This is a genomic window from Microtetraspora fusca (assembly GCF_001570365.1).
Classification (GTDB): Bacteria; Actinomycetota; Actinomycetes; order Streptosporangiales; family Streptosporangiaceae; genus Microtetraspora; species Microtetraspora fusca.
This window is the reverse complement of the sequence record NZ_BBYK01000040.1, coordinates 351107-365969: the sequence shown is the minus strand read 5'-3', so window position 1 is coordinate 365969 and position 14863 is coordinate 351107. Positions and strand designations below refer to the sequence as shown.

At 72.0% G+C, this 14863-nt stretch carries 16 protein-coding genes and 1 riboswitch; of the genes, 9 read left to right on the top strand and 7 right to left on the bottom strand.

The features are described 5' to 3' along the window. Positions 1 to 92 precede the first annotated feature (92 nt). Positions 93 to 734 carry a response regulator gene (locus AWQ68_RS07070; RefSeq protein WP_066936728.1) on the bottom strand — a complete coding sequence of 214 codons (642 nt, stop codon included), beginning with the start codon at positions 732 to 734 and terminating at the stop codon, positions 93 to 95. Continuing rightward, entirely contained in the window at positions 731 to 1969 is a 1239-nt protein-coding gene (locus AWQ68_RS07065; RefSeq protein ID WP_066936432.1) for a sensor histidine kinase, read from the bottom strand. The genes AWQ68_RS07070 and AWQ68_RS07065 overlap by 4 nt, the downstream gene beginning before the upstream one ends. A gap of 38 nt (positions 1970 to 2007) precedes the next feature. Then, positions 2008 to 2123: riboswitch (cobalamin riboswitch) on the top strand. Between the two features lie 76 nt (positions 2124 to 2199). On the opposite strand from AWQ68_RS07065, the gene AWQ68_RS07060 reads away from it, so the two are divergent. The 4 genes from AWQ68_RS07060 to AWQ68_RS07045 all read left to right on the top strand — a co-directional run bounded on the left by AWQ68_RS07060 (position 2200) and on the right by AWQ68_RS07045 (position 6283). Then, complete coding sequence (locus tag AWQ68_RS07060; RefSeq protein ID WP_066936725.1) at positions 2200 to 3153, top strand: ABC transporter substrate-binding protein; 954 nt, start codon at positions 2200 to 2202, stop codon at positions 3151 to 3153. A gap of 406 nt (positions 3154 to 3559) precedes the next feature. Continuing rightward, positions 3560 to 4525, top strand: coding sequence for a FecCD family ABC transporter permease (locus AWQ68_RS07055; protein ID WP_084463743.1), 966 nt, complete (start codon positions 3560 to 3562; stop codon positions 4523 to 4525). After that, complete coding sequence (locus AWQ68_RS07050; protein WP_066936429.1) at positions 4522 to 5319, top strand: ABC transporter ATP-binding protein; 798 nt, start codon at positions 4522 to 4524, stop codon at positions 5317 to 5319. The genes AWQ68_RS07055 and AWQ68_RS07050 overlap by 4 nt, the downstream gene beginning before the upstream one ends. 10 nt (positions 5320 to 5329) lie before the next feature. Then, positions 5330 to 6283 carry an adenosylcobinamide amidohydrolase gene (locus AWQ68_RS07045; protein WP_245655778.1) on the top strand — a complete coding sequence of 318 codons (954 nt, stop codon included), beginning with the start codon at positions 5330 to 5332 and terminating at the stop codon, positions 6281 to 6283. Here the strand turns inward: AWQ68_RS07045 and AWQ68_RS40535 are convergent. The 3 genes from AWQ68_RS40535 to AWQ68_RS07035 form a co-directional block, all read right to left on the bottom strand. Continuing rightward, a complete protein-coding gene (locus AWQ68_RS40535) occupies positions 6280 to 6660 on the bottom strand; it encodes a transposase (protein ID WP_169808868.1) in 381 nt (126 codons plus the stop codon). The genes AWQ68_RS07045 and AWQ68_RS40535 overlap by 4 nt on opposite strands. 426 nt (positions 6661 to 7086) lie before the next feature. Beyond that, the gene (locus AWQ68_RS07040) at positions 7087 to 7605 is read right to left on the bottom strand and encodes an SRPBCC domain-containing protein (protein WP_066936426.1); all 519 of its coding nucleotides are present in this window, start codon (positions 7603 to 7605) and stop codon (positions 7087 to 7089) included. Beyond that, positions 7602 to 7931 (bottom strand): ArsR/SmtB family transcription factor, encoded by a 330-nt coding sequence (locus tag AWQ68_RS07035; RefSeq protein WP_066936423.1) that lies wholly within the window; start codon positions 7929 to 7931, stop codon positions 7602 to 7604. Before AWQ68_RS07035 ends, AWQ68_RS07040 begins: the two co-directional genes overlap by 4 nt. A gap of 98 nt (positions 7932 to 8029) precedes the next feature. Between AWQ68_RS07035 and AWQ68_RS07030 the strand changes: the two genes are divergently transcribed. Then, positions 8030 to 8671 carry a DUF4328 domain-containing protein gene (locus AWQ68_RS07030; RefSeq protein WP_066936420.1) on the top strand — a complete coding sequence of 214 codons (642 nt, stop codon included), beginning with the start codon at positions 8030 to 8032 and terminating at the stop codon, positions 8669 to 8671. After that, positions 8668 to 8889 (top strand): hypothetical protein, encoded by a 222-nt coding sequence (locus AWQ68_RS07025; protein ID WP_157544981.1) that lies wholly within the window; start codon positions 8668 to 8670, stop codon positions 8887 to 8889. The genes AWQ68_RS07030 and AWQ68_RS07025 overlap by 4 nt, the downstream gene beginning before the upstream one ends. Before the next feature lie 43 nt (positions 8890 to 8932). Here the strand turns inward: AWQ68_RS07025 and AWQ68_RS42135 are convergent, their stop codons facing one another. Further along, positions 8933 to 9619 carry a hypothetical protein gene (locus tag AWQ68_RS42135; protein ID WP_066936414.1) on the bottom strand — a complete coding sequence of 229 codons (687 nt, stop codon included), beginning with the start codon at positions 9617 to 9619 and terminating at the stop codon, positions 8933 to 8935. Between the two features lie 185 nt (positions 9620 to 9804). Between AWQ68_RS42135 and AWQ68_RS07015 the strand changes: the two genes are divergently transcribed. Beyond that, the gene (locus tag AWQ68_RS07015) at positions 9805 to 11307 is read left to right on the top strand and encodes an alpha/beta fold hydrolase (protein ID WP_157544979.1); all 1503 of its coding nucleotides are present in this window, start codon (positions 9805 to 9807) and stop codon (positions 11305 to 11307) included. Positions 11308 to 11525: 218 nt separating this feature from the next. Here the strand turns inward: AWQ68_RS07015 and AWQ68_RS07010 are convergent, their stop codons facing one another. Next, positions 11526 to 12743, bottom strand: coding sequence for an alpha/beta hydrolase family protein (locus AWQ68_RS07010; protein WP_218006788.1), 1218 nt, complete (start codon positions 12741 to 12743; stop codon positions 11526 to 11528). Between the two features lie 159 nt (positions 12744 to 12902). Here AWQ68_RS07010 and AWQ68_RS07005 point away from each other — a divergent pair, with 159 nt between their 5' ends. Both AWQ68_RS07005 and AWQ68_RS07000 read left to right on the top strand, forming a co-directional pair. Next, on the top strand, positions 12903 to 14057 hold the full coding sequence (locus AWQ68_RS07005; RefSeq protein ID WP_218006787.1) for a sensor histidine kinase: 1155 nt from the start codon (positions 12903 to 12905) through the stop codon (positions 14055 to 14057). Beyond that, on the top strand, positions 14054 to 14734 hold the full coding sequence (locus AWQ68_RS07000; RefSeq protein WP_066936408.1) for a response regulator: 681 nt from the start codon (positions 14054 to 14056) through the stop codon (positions 14732 to 14734). Before AWQ68_RS07005 ends, AWQ68_RS07000 begins: the two co-directional genes overlap by 4 nt. Positions 14735 to 14863 lie beyond the last annotated feature (129 nt).

Below are 14863 nucleotides of genomic sequence, written 5' to 3'. Positions count from 1 at the left end.
CAGCGGTGCAGTCCCCCGTTCTGATCGTCGGCCAGGACTACCACCGATGGTGTAGCCAGCTACACCATCACCCTCCGGAACACCCGACCCCGTCAGTGCGAGAGGTAGCTGAGCACGGCCAACACCCGGCGGTGCCCGCCGTCGCTCGGCGGCAGCCCGAGCTTGAGGAAGATGTTGCCGACGTGCTTGTGCACCGAACGTTCCGTGACCGACAGGTGCGCCGCGATGTCGCCGTTCGACCTGCCCTCGGCCATGAGGGCGAGCACCTCGCGCTCGCGCGGGCTCAGCGCGTCCACCGGATGGCGGCCCTGCCGTACCAGCAGTTGGGAGATGACCTCGGGGTCCATGGCCGTGCCGCCGCCGGCCACCCGCCGCAGCGCGTCGACGAACTCCGAGACCCGGCTGACCCGGTCCTTCAGCATGTAGCCGATGCCGCCCTCGCCGCTCGCCAGCAGCTCCGTCGCGTACGTCCGCTCGACGTACTGCGAGAGCACGAGGATCGGCTGGCCCGGGTGCCTGCGCCGCACCTCGACGGCGGCGCGCACGCCCTCGTCGCTGAAGGTCGGCGGCAGCCGCACGTCCACCACGGCGATGTCGGGCCGCTGCTCGTCGACGGCGCGGAGGAACGCCTCGGCGGTGTCGACCGTCCCGGTCACCTCGTGCCCCTCGGTGCGGAGCAGCAGCGCCAGCCCTTCGGCCAGCAGGACGTTGTCCTCGACGATCAGCACTCTCACCGGCACGGCAGCTCCACGGTCAGGGTCGTCGGTCCGCCGGGCGGGCTGGACAGGTCGGCGCTCCCGTCGAAGGCCGCCGCCCTGCGCCGGATCCCCTTCAGGCCGGTGCCCGCGGTCTCGTCCGCCGCGCCCCGGCCGTCGTCGGAGACCACGACGGTCAGCCGCCCGCCTGCCTCGCTCAGCCGTACCGACACGGACGACGCGCCGCTGTGCTTGGCCACGTTGGTCAGCGCCTCCGCCACGACGAAGTAGGCCGCCGCCTCCACGGCGGCGGGTAACCGGTCGACGCCGTCCGTGGCGGTCGTCACGGGTACGGGACATCCGGCGGCGAGGGCGGCCACCGCGCCGGGCAGTCCGCGGTCGGCCAGGATCGGCGGGTACATGCCGCGGATGATGCCGCGCAGCTCGGTCATCGTCTCCTCGGTGCTCCGCCGGGCCTCCGAGACCAGCTCGGCCGCCTTGTCGGGGTCGCTCGCCATCATCCGCTCGGCGATGCCGAGACGCATCGCGATCGACACCAGCCGGGCCTGCGCGCCGTCGTGCAGGTCGCGCTCGATGCGGCGCAGCTCCGCGCCGTGCGCGTCGAGCGCCGCCGCCCGGGTCTCGGTCAGCTCCGCGACGCGTTCGGCCAGCCGTACCCGCTCGGGGGTGGCGAGGACCAGCCGGGACAGGTGCGCGTCGGCGGTGGCCAGCAGGGGGATCGCCCACAGCGCGATGGCGGTGAAGGCCGCGAAGTGGACCGGCACGACGGTGATCACCTTGAACCAGCTGTCGATGGGGATGCCGGTCAGGTTCACGGTGTGTTCCGCCGTCACCGCCCACCACCAGAACGGCAGGCCCAGGTCGAACCCGAGCGCGAACCACAGGGCGATCGCCAGGACGGGCAGTACCATACCGGCGACGAGATGGAGGGCGAGCCAGCCGATGTCCCGCCAGGTCATCGGGTCGTTCAGGGTCTGCAGGGCCCGGTTCAGCAGGCCCGAGCGGGGCCCGTACTGCGCCGTGACCGGCCGGCCGAGCCAGCGGGAGGCGAGCCGCCTGGCGAGCCCGGTGACGGCCCGGTTCACTCGCGTCGTCACCGGCAGCAGCAGCAGGCCGACGAACGTCACGCTGAGCACCAGCGACAGGAGGAACTGCAGGAGAGCCAGCACGCAGAGAGGGACCAGCAGCAGGCTGAGAAGCAGGTGGCCGGTCGCCCGCGCGGCCAGTCTCGCGCGCTGAACGATCCCTCCCACGGGGGCAAGACTATTTGGTCAGTGGTCCGGTTGATACCGTTCATCCCGACGCACGGCGTAGCGAAGTCCGGTGAGAGTCCGGCGCTGTCCCGCAACTGTGAGCCCCCGTCCCCAGGGGGAGAGCCAGGTCGCCTGCACCGTGCGCCGACGCCATCGACCCTCGTGGAAAAGGGTGATCCGTCAATTGTCACGGGTCTCTCCAATTCCCGGTGATCCCCCTGGAGGACTTCGTGTCGCCGCTACGCACGAGCTTCGCGGGCGCGTTGCTGGGTGTCGTCGTCCTGGCCGGTTGTGGCCAGACGGACGGCACCACAGGAGCCGCGCCCTCCGAGAGCGCCACCGCTTCGGCGCCCGCCGCGGGCTCCGCCTTCCCCGTCACTGTCCAGGCCGGCAACGGCGCGGTGACCATCGACAAGCGGCCCGAGCGCATCGTGTCGCTCTCCCCGACGGCCACCGAGACCCTGTACACCGTCGGCGCCGGAAGCCAGGTCACCGCCGTGGACGACCAGTCCAACTACCCGGCGGAGGCGCCGAAGACGTCGCTGTCCGGGTTCAAGCCCAACGTCGAGGCCATCGTCGCGGCCAAGCCGGACCTGGTCGTGCTCTCCAACGACATCGACAACGTCGTGGCCGGGCTGACGAAGGTGGGCGTGCCCGTCATCGTGGAGCCCGCCGCCAACACGCTCGACGAGGCGTACGACGAGATCACCGACCTGGGCGCGGCCACCGGCAACGCGGAGAAGGCCGCCGAGGTCGTGGCGGGCATGAAGAGCGAGCTGGAGCAGCTCGCCGCCGCCGCGCCGAAGGACAAGAAGCTCACCTACTACCACGAGCTTGACACCACGCCCTACGCGGCGACGTCCACGACCTTCCTCGGGCAGGTCTACGGCCTGTTCGGGCTGGTCAACGTGGCCGACAAGGCGCCCGACGCGGCCGGCGGCTATCCCAAGCTCTCGGCCGAGTTCGTCGTCAAGGCGGACCCGGCGCTGATCTTCCTCGGCGACACCAAGTGCTGCGGCCAGAACAAGGAGGCGCTCGCCAAGCGCCCCGGTTGGTCCGGGCTGTCCGCCATCAAGAACGACCGGGTGATCGAGCTCGACGACGACATCGCCTCCCGCTGGGGTCCGCGCGTCGTGGATCTCGCCAAGGCGATCGGCGAGGGCGTCCAGAAGGCCGCGAGCTGATCGCGTCATGAGTTCCGAGCCGCCCCGCGCCGATCCGCTCTGTACGGATTCGCCCCGATCCGACGTGGTCCAACGTGATCGGGAGCGCTCCGATGCGCTCCGTGCTGATTTGGTTGGTACCGATCGCGTACGAGCGGATGTGGGCCGGGCGGAGGCGGCGGAGGTCGTGGAGGTCGTGGGGCAGGAGGGCGACGGGCCGGGTGCCCGCCGTTCCGACGCGAGACGGTCCAACGCTGATGCATCGGAACGGTCGGCATCGGACGGCCGCGCCTCAGACCGTCTTGCAGCAGAACGCGGACATCCGGACGTGGACCTCGACATCGGACGGTCGGAGGCGGGGCGGTCGCGGCCCAGGCGGCTCCGGGCGACGACGCTGCTGGTCGCGGCGGCCCTCCTGCTCGCGAGCATGGCCGTCGGGCTGCTCGCCGGCGCGGCCGACATCTCGCCCAAGGGGATCCTGTTCGCCCTGCTCGACCGGCTGCCGTTCGTCCACCTGGACTCGGGGCTCGCGCCGGTCGACCAGGGGCTGCTGTTCCAGCTCCGGCTGCCGCGCGTGCTGCTCGCCGCCCTCGTCGGCGGGTTGCTGGCCATCGCGGGCGCGGGATACCAGGGGGTGTTCCGCAACCCGCTGGCCGACCCGTACCTGCTCGGCGCGGCGGCCGGTGCCGGGCTCTGCGTGACCCTGGTCGTCGTGTTCTTCGGCGGGGACAACGGAGGGGCGGTCATCCCCCTCGCCGCGTTCGCGGGCGCGGTCGGCGGAGTCCTCCTCGCGTACGCCGTGGGGAACACCGCCGGTCGCGGGGGCGGGACCGCCACGCTGGTGCTCGCCGGCGTCGCGGTCACGTCGTTCCTGACCGCGATCCAGACCTTCGCACAGCAGCTCAAGCTGGAGGAGCTCCAGCGCATCTACTCCTGGATCCTGGGCGACGTCGGCGGAGGCTGGGAACAGGTGCGGATGATCGCGCCGTACGCCGTGGTGTCGACGGTCGTGCTCCTGCTGCACGGGCGGCTGCTCGACGTGCTGTCGGTCGGCGACGAGGAGGCCACCGGGCTGGGGCTGCGCGCGGGCCGGGTCCGCTTCGTGGTGCTGCTCGCCGCCTCGCTCGCCACGGCGGCCGCGGTGGCGGCGGGCGGGCTGATCGCCTTCGTCGGGATCGTGGTTCCGCACGTGGTGCGGAGGCTGGCGGGCTGGTCCTACCGCGTCGTGCTGCCGATCTCCTTCCTGGGCGGCGGGGCCTTCCTGGTGCTCGCCGACATGGTCGCCCGTACGGTCCTCGCCCCGGCGGAGCTGCCGATCGGCGTCGTGACGGCGTTCGTGGGCGCGCCGTTCTTCGTCGCGGTCCTGCGCCTGACCCGGAAGGTGGGCACGTGAGCGGCCGCCGTACCTACCCCCTTGAAGTAACCGATCTCGGCGTGCGGCTGGACGGGCGCGAGGTCCTCTCCGGCGCCGAGGTCTCGGCGGCCGGAGGCGAGTGGCTGGCCGTCGTCGGTCCGAACGGCGCGGGCAAGTCCACCCTGCTCAAAGCCATGATGGGACTCCTGCCGCACACGGGTGAGGTCGCCGTCGGCGGCGTCCGGGTACGGGACCTGAAGCCGCGCGAGCGGGCCAGGCTCATCGCGTACGCACCGCAGAGCCCGTCGCTGCCGCCCGATATGACGGTGTTCGACTACACCCTGCTCGGGCGCACGCCGTACATCCCCTATCTGGGGCGGGAGAGCGCGGCGGACCGGGAGGTCGCCGGTGCGGTGCTGGAGCGCCTCGACCTCGCGGGCTTCGCGGCCCGCCCGCTGGCGCACATGTCCGGCGGCGAGCGCCAGCGCGTCGTCCTCGCCCGGGCGCTCGCCCAGCAGGCGCCGGTCCTGCTGCTGGACGAGCCGACCACCGCCCTCGACCTGGGACACCAGCAGCAGGTGCTCGAACTCGTGGACCGGCTGCGCGTGGGCGACGGCCTGACCGTCGTGACGACGCTGCACGACCTGAGCCTGGCCGGGCAGTACGCGGACGCGCTGCTGCTGCTCGCGGGCGGCCGGGTCGTCGCGTCGGGGCCTCCCGCGCAGGTGCTGACCGAGCCGCTGCTGGCCCGGCACTTCGGCGCCCGCGTACGCGTGGACCCCGAGGAGGACGGACGGCCTCTCGTGCGGTTGCTCCGCCCAGATGATCGATAGGTTGCCCGGCATGAAGATGACGCTGGGGTACCGGCACGAGGACGGGGCGCGGCTCGCGTCGCTGCTGTGGGAGTTCGGCCCGGGGTGGCGGATGATCTCGTCGGCGATGCTCGGCGGCGGCATCGGCCCCCGCGCGTGGGTGCTGAACGCCCAGGTCGTCGCCGCATATGCCCGGATGGACCCGCTGGACCACCTGGCCGAACTCGCGCCGCAGGGCGCCGGGGCCGGGGTGGGGATGCTCACCGCGGCGTCCGTGGACCGGTACGTCCAGGCGTCGGACGGGGGAGTGGAGGCGGTCGCCACGGTGGGGCTGCGCGTCCCCACCTGGGCGGCGTCGCCCGAGGGCAGGCCCGATCCCGAACTGCGTCCCGCGTTCGCCGACCCGGCGACGTTCGGCCCACTGTCGCCTGACCGGGCCCCGCGCACCCCTACCCCGTACGATCCGGCCCGGCCCGACCGGACACCGAACCACCCGCTCTTGCACAGCGCGGCCTTGCACGACGCGGCACCGGCCGATCGGACATCGCACAGTCCGGCCTCACTCGACTCGGCTCCCCGCGACCCGGCACCGGGTGACGAGGCGCCGCGCGGCTCCGCGCCATCCGGGTTCCCCGCACCCGGGACGATCAACATCATCGTGGCGGTTCCGGTCGCCTTCACCGACGCGGCCCTGATCAACGCCGTCATGACCGTGACAGAGGCGAAGACCCAGGCGTTGATCGAGGCCGGGTTCCCGGGCACCGGAACCGCGTCCGACGCGGTCTGCGTCGCCGTACGGGATGCCGGGACACACCAGGGAACGGGCGGCGGCTCCGGCGTGGGCCGTGCGACATGGGACGGCGGGGACGCCGGACCGGAGCTCTTCGGCGGCCCGAGATCGATCTGGGGCGCCCGCATCGCCCGCGCCGTCCACCGGGCCGTCCTCGCCGGAGCACGGCAGTGGACGGCGACCCACCTGGGCTAGTGGGGTGTCCTGTGATCATGTGACTGGGGGTCGGAGCCAGATCCGGATCGAAGCGACATCGAGGGTGCCCTGATAGATGAGCTCGCGCTTGTCGTCCCGCGTCGCCACGGCACGATGTTGGCGGAGCTTGTTGAACGCTCGACGGTGTTGCGCTCCTTGTAGCGCTCACGGTCGAACGCGGGCGGCCGCCCGCCCTTGGAACCGAGCTTCTGCCGGTTGGCCTGCTGGTCTCTCTTCACGGGGATGACCGCCTTGATGCCGCGTCGGCGCAGGTAGCGGCGATTGGCTCGGGAGGAGTAGGCCTTGTCGGCCATCGCCCGGGCCGGTCGCGTGCGGGGCCGCCCGAGCCCGCGGCGCACGATACGGATGGACTTCATCAGCGGATGAACCGCGGACAGCCGGCATGTTCGCATCCTGTTGACACCCGGACAGCGCGAACGCGTCGGCCGGTCCTCCGAGGGCGGACGCACCCCGGAAGACGGGCCGACGCACGGTTCGGCGGCTCATCGCACAGGCCTTGTCGTCGGCGCTGTCGCAGTTCCCCACGACTGAAGGCCGCTGTTGATCTCCCTGCGGAGCCGCTCGTCAGCAAGGGAGTTACAAGCGAAAATCGTCCGTACGGCCCGGCCGGCTCCTCCAGGGCGAGGTAGACCGACTGCTTGGAACCACTGCCCTTCATGAAGCGGCGCAGCACCTGCTCGGTCTCGGCGGTCCGCAATTGGAGCGCGGTCGCCGCACGGCTCGGCGCCGACCGTCGCACCGTGACCCGGTAGACACGGTCGGCAATGCAGTAGTGCAGTAACTCAGGCGTCGCCGTTGTCTCCACGCAGAGCCGCCGCGAAGCGCCGACCCGGCGTCGGGTCGACCCCGAAGCGCTCGGCGTAGCGTTCGTGAATTTCCTCCCACGGCTCGTGTGCTTCCTCTTCGGAGAGGTACTTGCCGGCGAGATGAGGCTGGAGCCGCGAGAGGTAGGTCTCCCATCCGGTAGCGGTCTGCGCTGCGAGGTCGCGGTCGTCGATGACGTGGGTGAAGATCAAACGACAGCCGTCTCCTTGAGCGGCCAGTTCGAAGCTGTACAGCTGGTCGGCGTAGGTCCAAGCCAGGCGATGAGGTGGATCGACCTCAGTCACCTCGCCGGTCGCGCCGGCGGCCTCAAAGGTCTCGCCTGCCGCCGGTGTCCAGTCGGTGGCTGCGGGAAACCAGCGCTCGAGTTCGGCTGGCGCGCTGACAGCTCGCCACACGCGCTCGACCGGGTAGGCGAGCGTGCGCTCGAAGCGCAGCGCTGGGCGACCGTCGATCGTTTCCAGGGTTCCGTGAATCATGGGTTCTCCTCCAGGTGTTGTTCCAGAGCGTCGAGGCGCTTCGACCAGAACATGCGATACGGCTCCAGCCACTGGTCGACCTTGGTAAGGGGTTCTGGGCGCAGCGCGTACACACGCTGCTTGCCATCCATGCGCACCACGACGAGTCCGGCCTCGCGTAACACGGCCAGGTGCTGGCTGATCGCCTGTCGGGACAGCCTCAGACCGTGCTTGGTCATCAGCCATGCGCAAATCTCGGCTAAGGCTCGACCGTCCCGTTCCGCCAGCTCATCGAGGATGCGCCGACGGGTGAGGTCGGCCAGCGCCTTGAAGACATCCTCGCCCACAGCCACACGATATGCAAGTAGCGGCTTGCCTATCAAGCCGGGCGCCCGCCGCGTGCCAGGTGCTCCGATGGCTGCCATGGCAACAAGCACCAGCACCGATGGGTGCCACCACGATCACGATCCTCCGCCCTGTGGGAGACATCTCCATGACAGACGCCAGGCTGTCCGATGGGCTGCTGTTGGAAGGTTCGCTCGGCGGCGACCCGCTGCAGGCCGAACCGGCGGTGCTGTCCGGCGCGCTGGTGGGCTACGCTCGCGTCTCCACCGCCGACCATTCCGGAGCGCGTCATTCGCGCCGCATCGTCGGCTTCGCGGCGCGGGCGCAACGACCACGCCGCGGCGAAGGTCGCCTCGTTGATGACATCTGGACGTCTTCGAAGTCCGGCGCCCTGGCCGAGAGCGGAAACTTGTGGACCGCCCGCCGTTCCGGCCTGGTCTGGGCCTGGTGGCTCGCGTGGCTGGTCGCCGCATGGGTCACAAAACTGGTGGGCCGCAAATACGTGAATGTCGAGGAGTTGTACGACATACGGGATGCGGCCGTTGCCGACATCGTCGGCAACGCCCTGTCCATTGTCGCGGCCGCCCTGGCCATCGCGGTCGTCCTGGCGATCACGCGCTTCCAGGAGAACCACTACCGAAATGTGGCATGGGGGTCGCGCGTCCGCCCCCTCCGCCGGGCAGCCGTTGGGGCGGGCGGCGGTTCGAGGAGCTCCCGCTCCGAGAGCGGATCGTCGTGGTGATCTGCTGGTCGACCGGGGCGATTCCGCTGTTCCCCCAGGGCATCGCGGCGGGAGTGAACAAGATCCAGGGCAGCGCGGAGCGGAGTTGGTTCCTCGCCCTCTACCTGCCCGGCCCGCTCCAGTGGCCGATGATCGTCTTGATGGTGCTGCTCGGGCTCGGCATGTACGGCCTCGCCGCGTGGCTCTCCCTGCGCAGCCCGGCGGCCTCACCGGAGTGAACCGGTCGACCCCGCCGCGCCCGAGGGGTACGCGTCGGAGCCGTCAGAGGGTGGCGCACCCGACGTTGACCGGGATGCGCGCCGACCAGCGGCCGGACTTCAGGTCGTGCGCCTGGACGTAGCCGTTCGGCTTCCCGGACCGGGAGCAGTAGAGGAGGTCGAGCTTCTTGCCGAAGCTGCCCCCGGCGTAACCGGCGTTGGCGACGGCCTTCACGTAACCGCTCTTGTAGATCTGACCGCTGTTGTACCGGAAGATGACCGAGACGGTGCCGAAGTTGTAGTGGTCGCCGTTGATCTGGATGCGCGGGATGGTGCCCGGCCCGTTCGGCTGGTACGTGCTGATCCAGAGGCGGGCCAGGACCTTGCGGTCGGCAGAGGTCCGGTTGGCGTCCAGCGTCTCGTCGCGGAGCTCGGGGGAGACGCAGACGTCGTCTCCGGTGAACGCCTCGCGCCAGACCAGGCCGGTCAGGCAGGTGTGCGGGCCGTACGCGCCGTCGGTCCAGCGGGCGGCTTTGGTGCGGTTCTCCTGAGCGGTCCGGGTGCGCACCTCGGGCGTGACGCAGACCAGGTCCGAGGGGCGCGCCTCCCGCCACACGTAGCCCTGAAGGCAGGTCTCGGGACCGGGGTCGGGGGTGGCGGCGGACGCGGGCGCGGCGAGGATCGTGGCGGGGACGGCGAGGGAGAGGCCGGCGATCGCGGCGGCGGCCAGACCGAGTGCGGTGCGCTTCATGGTGATCTCCTGGGCGGGGGTGTTCTCCTGCGGTGCGCCTCCAGGAAACGACCGGGCGCTTTCATCTCCCTTGATCACGGCATGCAGAAAGCCCTGCAAGTCCGGAAACCGTAGTGCAGGCCCTACCTCGGTCCCGGGTGCGGACGGGATGGGACGTGATCGGCCGTTCCGACAGCATCTCGATCATGAGTTTCGCTACGAACATGCGGCGATGCGTCGTCGCCGTGCTGGCGGCAGGTGCGGTGCTGGCCGCCTCGGTTCCGTCCGCATCGGCGGACGTCTCCCAGCCCGACTGGTGCCCCGTTGTGGAGGGCAGGCGGGTCGAGTGCGGGACGCTGACCGTCCCGCTGGTCCGCGCGGATCCGTCCCAGGGCAGCACGCGCATCGCGTACGCGCTGGTGCGGCGGACCGGCACCGGCCGTCCCGCCGCGGGCACGGTGGTGCCGGTGCCGGGCGGACCCGGCGAGCCGGCCATCAGTCAGGTGGACCTCTTCGCCCAGCAGACCGCGGCGCTGCGCGCCGACCACGACCTGCTCCTGATCGACCCGCGCGGTGTCGGACGGTCCGAGACGATCGAGTGCGGCCTGCCCGACGACCTGTACCTGCTGTCCCGGGAGCGGTACGTCGCCGAGATCGGGAAGTGCGGGCGCGCGCTCGGAGCGCGGGCGCGCGGCTACACCTCGGCGGAGTCGGCCGACGACATCGACGCGGTGCGCGCCCGGCTCGGCGTCGACCGGGTGGATCTGTACGGCGTCTCGTACGGCACCTACCTGAGCACGGTCTACGCGCACCGCCACCCGGACCGCGTGCGCAGGATCGTGCTGTCCGGCGCGTACCCGCTGGCGAGCGACCCGCTCGGCCGCTCCAGCGCGCGGGCCGTCCCGGACATCCTCGGCCGGCTGTGCGCGCGGAGCGGAACCTGCCGGGGTGGCGAGGCGGTCGCCGACCTGCGAACGCTGGCCGCCCGGCTCCGGAAGGACCCGATCCGTTTCACGGCGCGCTTCGCCGGTCGGTCCCGGACCGTCGCCATGGACGAGCGGATGCTGGCCTTGCTGCACTACTACGTCGCCGGCAGTGGAGGCACCCCCGCCGCGTGGAGCGAGTTGCCCGCGGCGGTCGGTGAGGCGGCGCGCGGGAAGCCGGCCGCGCTCGTCGCCATGACCCGGCAGACCGTCGAGATGATGGGCACGTTGCCGCCCGAGGCGCGCTCTTCGCGGGCGCAGAGCGTCGCGGTCCTCTGCAACGACTATCCCGTGGTCTGGGACCGCCGATCGGCCGTACCGGCCCGGCGGGCCTCCTTCCAGCGCGCCCTGCGCCGCGCGGACGGGACGTTCGGTCCGTTCAGCACCCGCGGCTGGACCGCCGCCGTCGCGGACAGCGCCGACGCCTGCCTCCGCTGGCCGCGTGAGACGCCCCGGGCCCCGCGGTACGGCGCCGCGCCCGATCTTCCGGTGCTCGTGCTCTCCGGCGACCTCGACACGAACACGACGCTGGACCAGGGCCGGCGGGCCGCCGCCCAGTTCCCGGATGCGACCTTCGTCAAGGTGCCCAACGCGGGCCACGTGCCCACCGGGGAGAAGAGCGGATGCGTGGCCCGCCTCGCCGCGGATTTCATCCGTACCGGCGAGTTGCGCGGGACCGCCTGCCTGAGCCGGATCCCGGCGCTGCCGGTCCGCCCCGTCCGCTGATCCGCCGCCGGGTGTTTTCCGGTGCAGCACCACTGGGGAGGCGGGGGTCCACGGTCAAGTCGCATGAATGCTCCGGAGAAGGTGGAGATGGCGCACCCGGTGCGCCACATGGGTCGCGAGAGCGGTCGTGCCGATCCCGAGCAGGCGAGAGGTCGCTGCTGCCTTTTCACGCGCTGTGCGGCGGCGGGCGGCGTGACGGCGAGTTCGACAGCGCGCGGTCAGCGGGTGTAGGTCACCTCCGGGAAGCCGGGGGCCGGTCCCTCAAGGAGCGGGCTCCTCTTCCCACGCAGGTGCAGGTCGAAGAACGCCCGCGGGTAGGCCCGTTGGAAGGCCAGGGCACGTGCGGTGGGGATGGCGCCGACCGACTCCGCGACCTCCTCGGGCGCCAGCCCGATCAGCGGCGCGATCAGCGGGATGAGCTGGACATCGTCGCCGAAGGAGTTGTGCGCGGCGCCCTTGACGGTCAGGTGGAGCCGCCACCCGCGCAGGTTCGACCAGAACGTCCGCAGGGCCGGGTTCGTGGACATCCCGCCCTTGCCTGGCGTGTCCACCACCATGTACGGCCGGTCCAGCCCGGCCCCGGCGACGGGGCCGATCACCGCGCCGTCCAGGCCGAGCCCGGCCTTGATCCGCCGATCGGCGTACATGGCCGAGGAAGTGGACGCGCCGCCCAGAGAATGGCCGAACATCCCGATCCGCTTCAGGTCCAGCGCGCCCCGCAGTCCGCTGGGCAGGGGCCTGGCCTCGGCGTCGGGATTTCGGCCCGCGTTGAGCGCGGTCAGCTCGTTCAGGACGAAGCGGACGTCCTCGGCGCGCACCCGGGCGGCCTTGGCATAGTCGGTGATCTCGCCGCCGGGGTTCTTCGCGACCCTGCCGCCGGGGAACTCCACGACGGCGGCGTCGTAGGTGTGGTCGATGGTCACCACCAGGTAGCCGCGGCTGGCCAGCTCCTCGACCACGCCGGTGCCGTACGAGCGCGAGGCGTTGGCCCCGGGCGAGTACAGCACGACGGGAAGGCGGCCGAGGCGGCCGTCGAGCGGCGCGCCCTGGCGTCCGTGCGTCGTGCCCGGCAGCAGCCTTCCGGGCGGCACGCCGACGTCGCGGAAGTAGCGTTCGGCGGCGGACGCGGGCATCCAGGGGGCGAGCGGACGACGTTCCGACTTCCGCGCCGGGTACCACAGGCTGACCATCAGTTCCCGCTTGCGGACCGTCGGCACCCAGGGGTCCCGCCGGGAGCCGTCCACCAGGTGCAGCGCCACCGTGCCGATCCGATGCGGCCCCGTAGGGGCGGGCAGGACCAGTCTCACCGGGGACGCCGCCGGTCCGGCCGATCCCGCCGTCTTGGGCGGCGCGTCCGCGTGGGCGGCGCCCGCCGTGGTGGTCACGACGGCGGCCAGCACCGCCGTGACGCCGATCATGAGTCGTGATCTGTACATGCCGTCAACGCTCGTGCACGCGTGGCCGCCCGGCATCGAACGCGGGCACGAGCCTCGCGTCGGCCCAGGAGGGTACGCCCGGGCCGGTTCCGGCCGACGGGTCATCCTTCGGGAGGAACTTTCTTCCACCGGGTGACCTGCGCCCTTTACGGTCGAGGGGTGACCGATCGCGATTCGCGCCCCCTGCTCACGCACCGGTTGCGCCGCGTCCACTGGGTCGCCGTGGATGCGGTCGCCGCGCTGCTGCTCGCCGTCGCCTTCGGCTTCGCCGCGAGCGCCCGCACGGGCGCGCAGGTCCTGCCGCTGCCGGCGGTGGCCGTCGCCGCCCTGCCCGTCGCGGCCCGGCGGTCGTGGCCTGTGCCGATGCTCGCCATATCGCTGGTGGGGGCCGCGGCGGGGCTGCTCATGGGCGTGGAGGCGTTGTATGTCCCCGTCGCAGTCATCCTGTACGCCGTCGGGTCGCTGGAGCCGCGGCGGCGGGCGATCGCCTGCCTTGTCCCGTCCCTGGCCGGGGTCGCGGCGGCGATGGCACCGGCCGGGGGATCCGCGTGGCCGGGCGGTCTTTCAGAGATCGCGTTCGGCTGGCTGCTGATGGGCCTGGCGTGGACGGCCGGCCTGGCGGTCCGGGAGCAGCGGCTGCACGCCGTACGGGTGGCGGAGCAGTCGGCCATGCGGGCGGTGACGGGCGAGCGCCTGCGGATCGCCAGGGATCTGCACGACGTCATCGGGCAGAGCGTGAGCCTGATCACGCTCAAGGCCGGAGTCGCCGGCATGGTCGCCGAGGACCGACCGCGGGAGGCGCGCGAGGCGCTGCGGGTCATCGAGGCCACCGGCAGGGCGACGATGGCCGAGATACGGGCCGTGCTGGGCATGCTGCGCTCGGGGGCCACCGACTCCGTGCCCGGCGTGTCAGGGGTGGCGGAGACGGCGCCCGCGCCCGGGCTGCGGGACCTGCGTGCGCTCGCCGTCCGCGCGGGCGTCGAGATGGACCTGACCGTGAACCTGGACGTCGAGCCGTCCGAAGGGGTGGCCCTGGCCGCCTACCGCATCGTGCAGGAGGCGCTGACGAACGTGGTCAAGCACGCCGGCGCGGCCCGCTGCCGGGTGCGGATCACCTCGCCGGAGCCGGGCGTGATGGAGGTCGAGGTGGCCGACGAGGGGCCGGGCCTCCCCACCGCCGGTGGTGGGTACGGGCTGATCGGCATGCGCGAGAGGTGCCTGATGTACGGCGGGAGCCTCACCGTCGGGCCCCGCCCGGAAGGCGGTTTCCGAGTGCTGGCCCGCCTGCCCTGCGTACGTGGGGCGGCGTCGTGACCGGCCCGATCCGGGTGGTCGTCGCCGACGATCAGCCGCTGCTGCGGGCCACGCTCACCATGCTGGTCGGCACCGCCCCCGACATGGTCGCGGTCGGCGAGGCGGGCACCGGTGCGCAGGCGGTGGAGGCGGCCGTCCGGCTGCGGCCCGACGTCCTGGTGATGGACGTGCGCATGCCCGGCATGGACGGTCTGGAGGCCACCCGCCTCATCCGTGCCGACCCCGCGCTGGTCGCGGTCCGCATCGTCATCCTGACCACGTTCGACCTGGACGAGTACGTCTTCCGGGCGCTGCGCGCAGGGGCCGCCGGCTTTCTGCTCAAGGACATTCCGCCGGCCGATCTGCTCGCCGCGATCCGTGTCGTGGCCTCCGGCGAGGCATTGCTCGCCCCCACCGTCACCCGCCGCCTCATCGCCGAGTTCGCGCGCCGCGACGAGACCGACGCGTTGATCGCCCGCGAGCTGAGCCAGGTGACCGACAGGGAGCGGCAGGTCCTGGGCCTCATCGCCCGTGGCCTGACCAACCCGGAGATCGCCGACCGGCTGGGGGTCAGCGTCTCCACCGTCAAGACCCACGTCCGCCGCCTCCTCGCGAAGCTGTCCGTCCACGACCGCGCCCAGCTCGTCATCGTGGCCTACGAGACCGGCCTGGTCTCCCCGGCGCGACGGCCCGGCTGACCCACCCGCGCGGACGCGTCTCCGGAATCGGGTTCCCATGAATCCTGGGCTTTCTCGGCCTCGGGGCCGCCTGTTTCGGCCGGCCGTTCCGTACGGCCGGCGCGGCGCGACGAGCCGGCTGGTCTACGG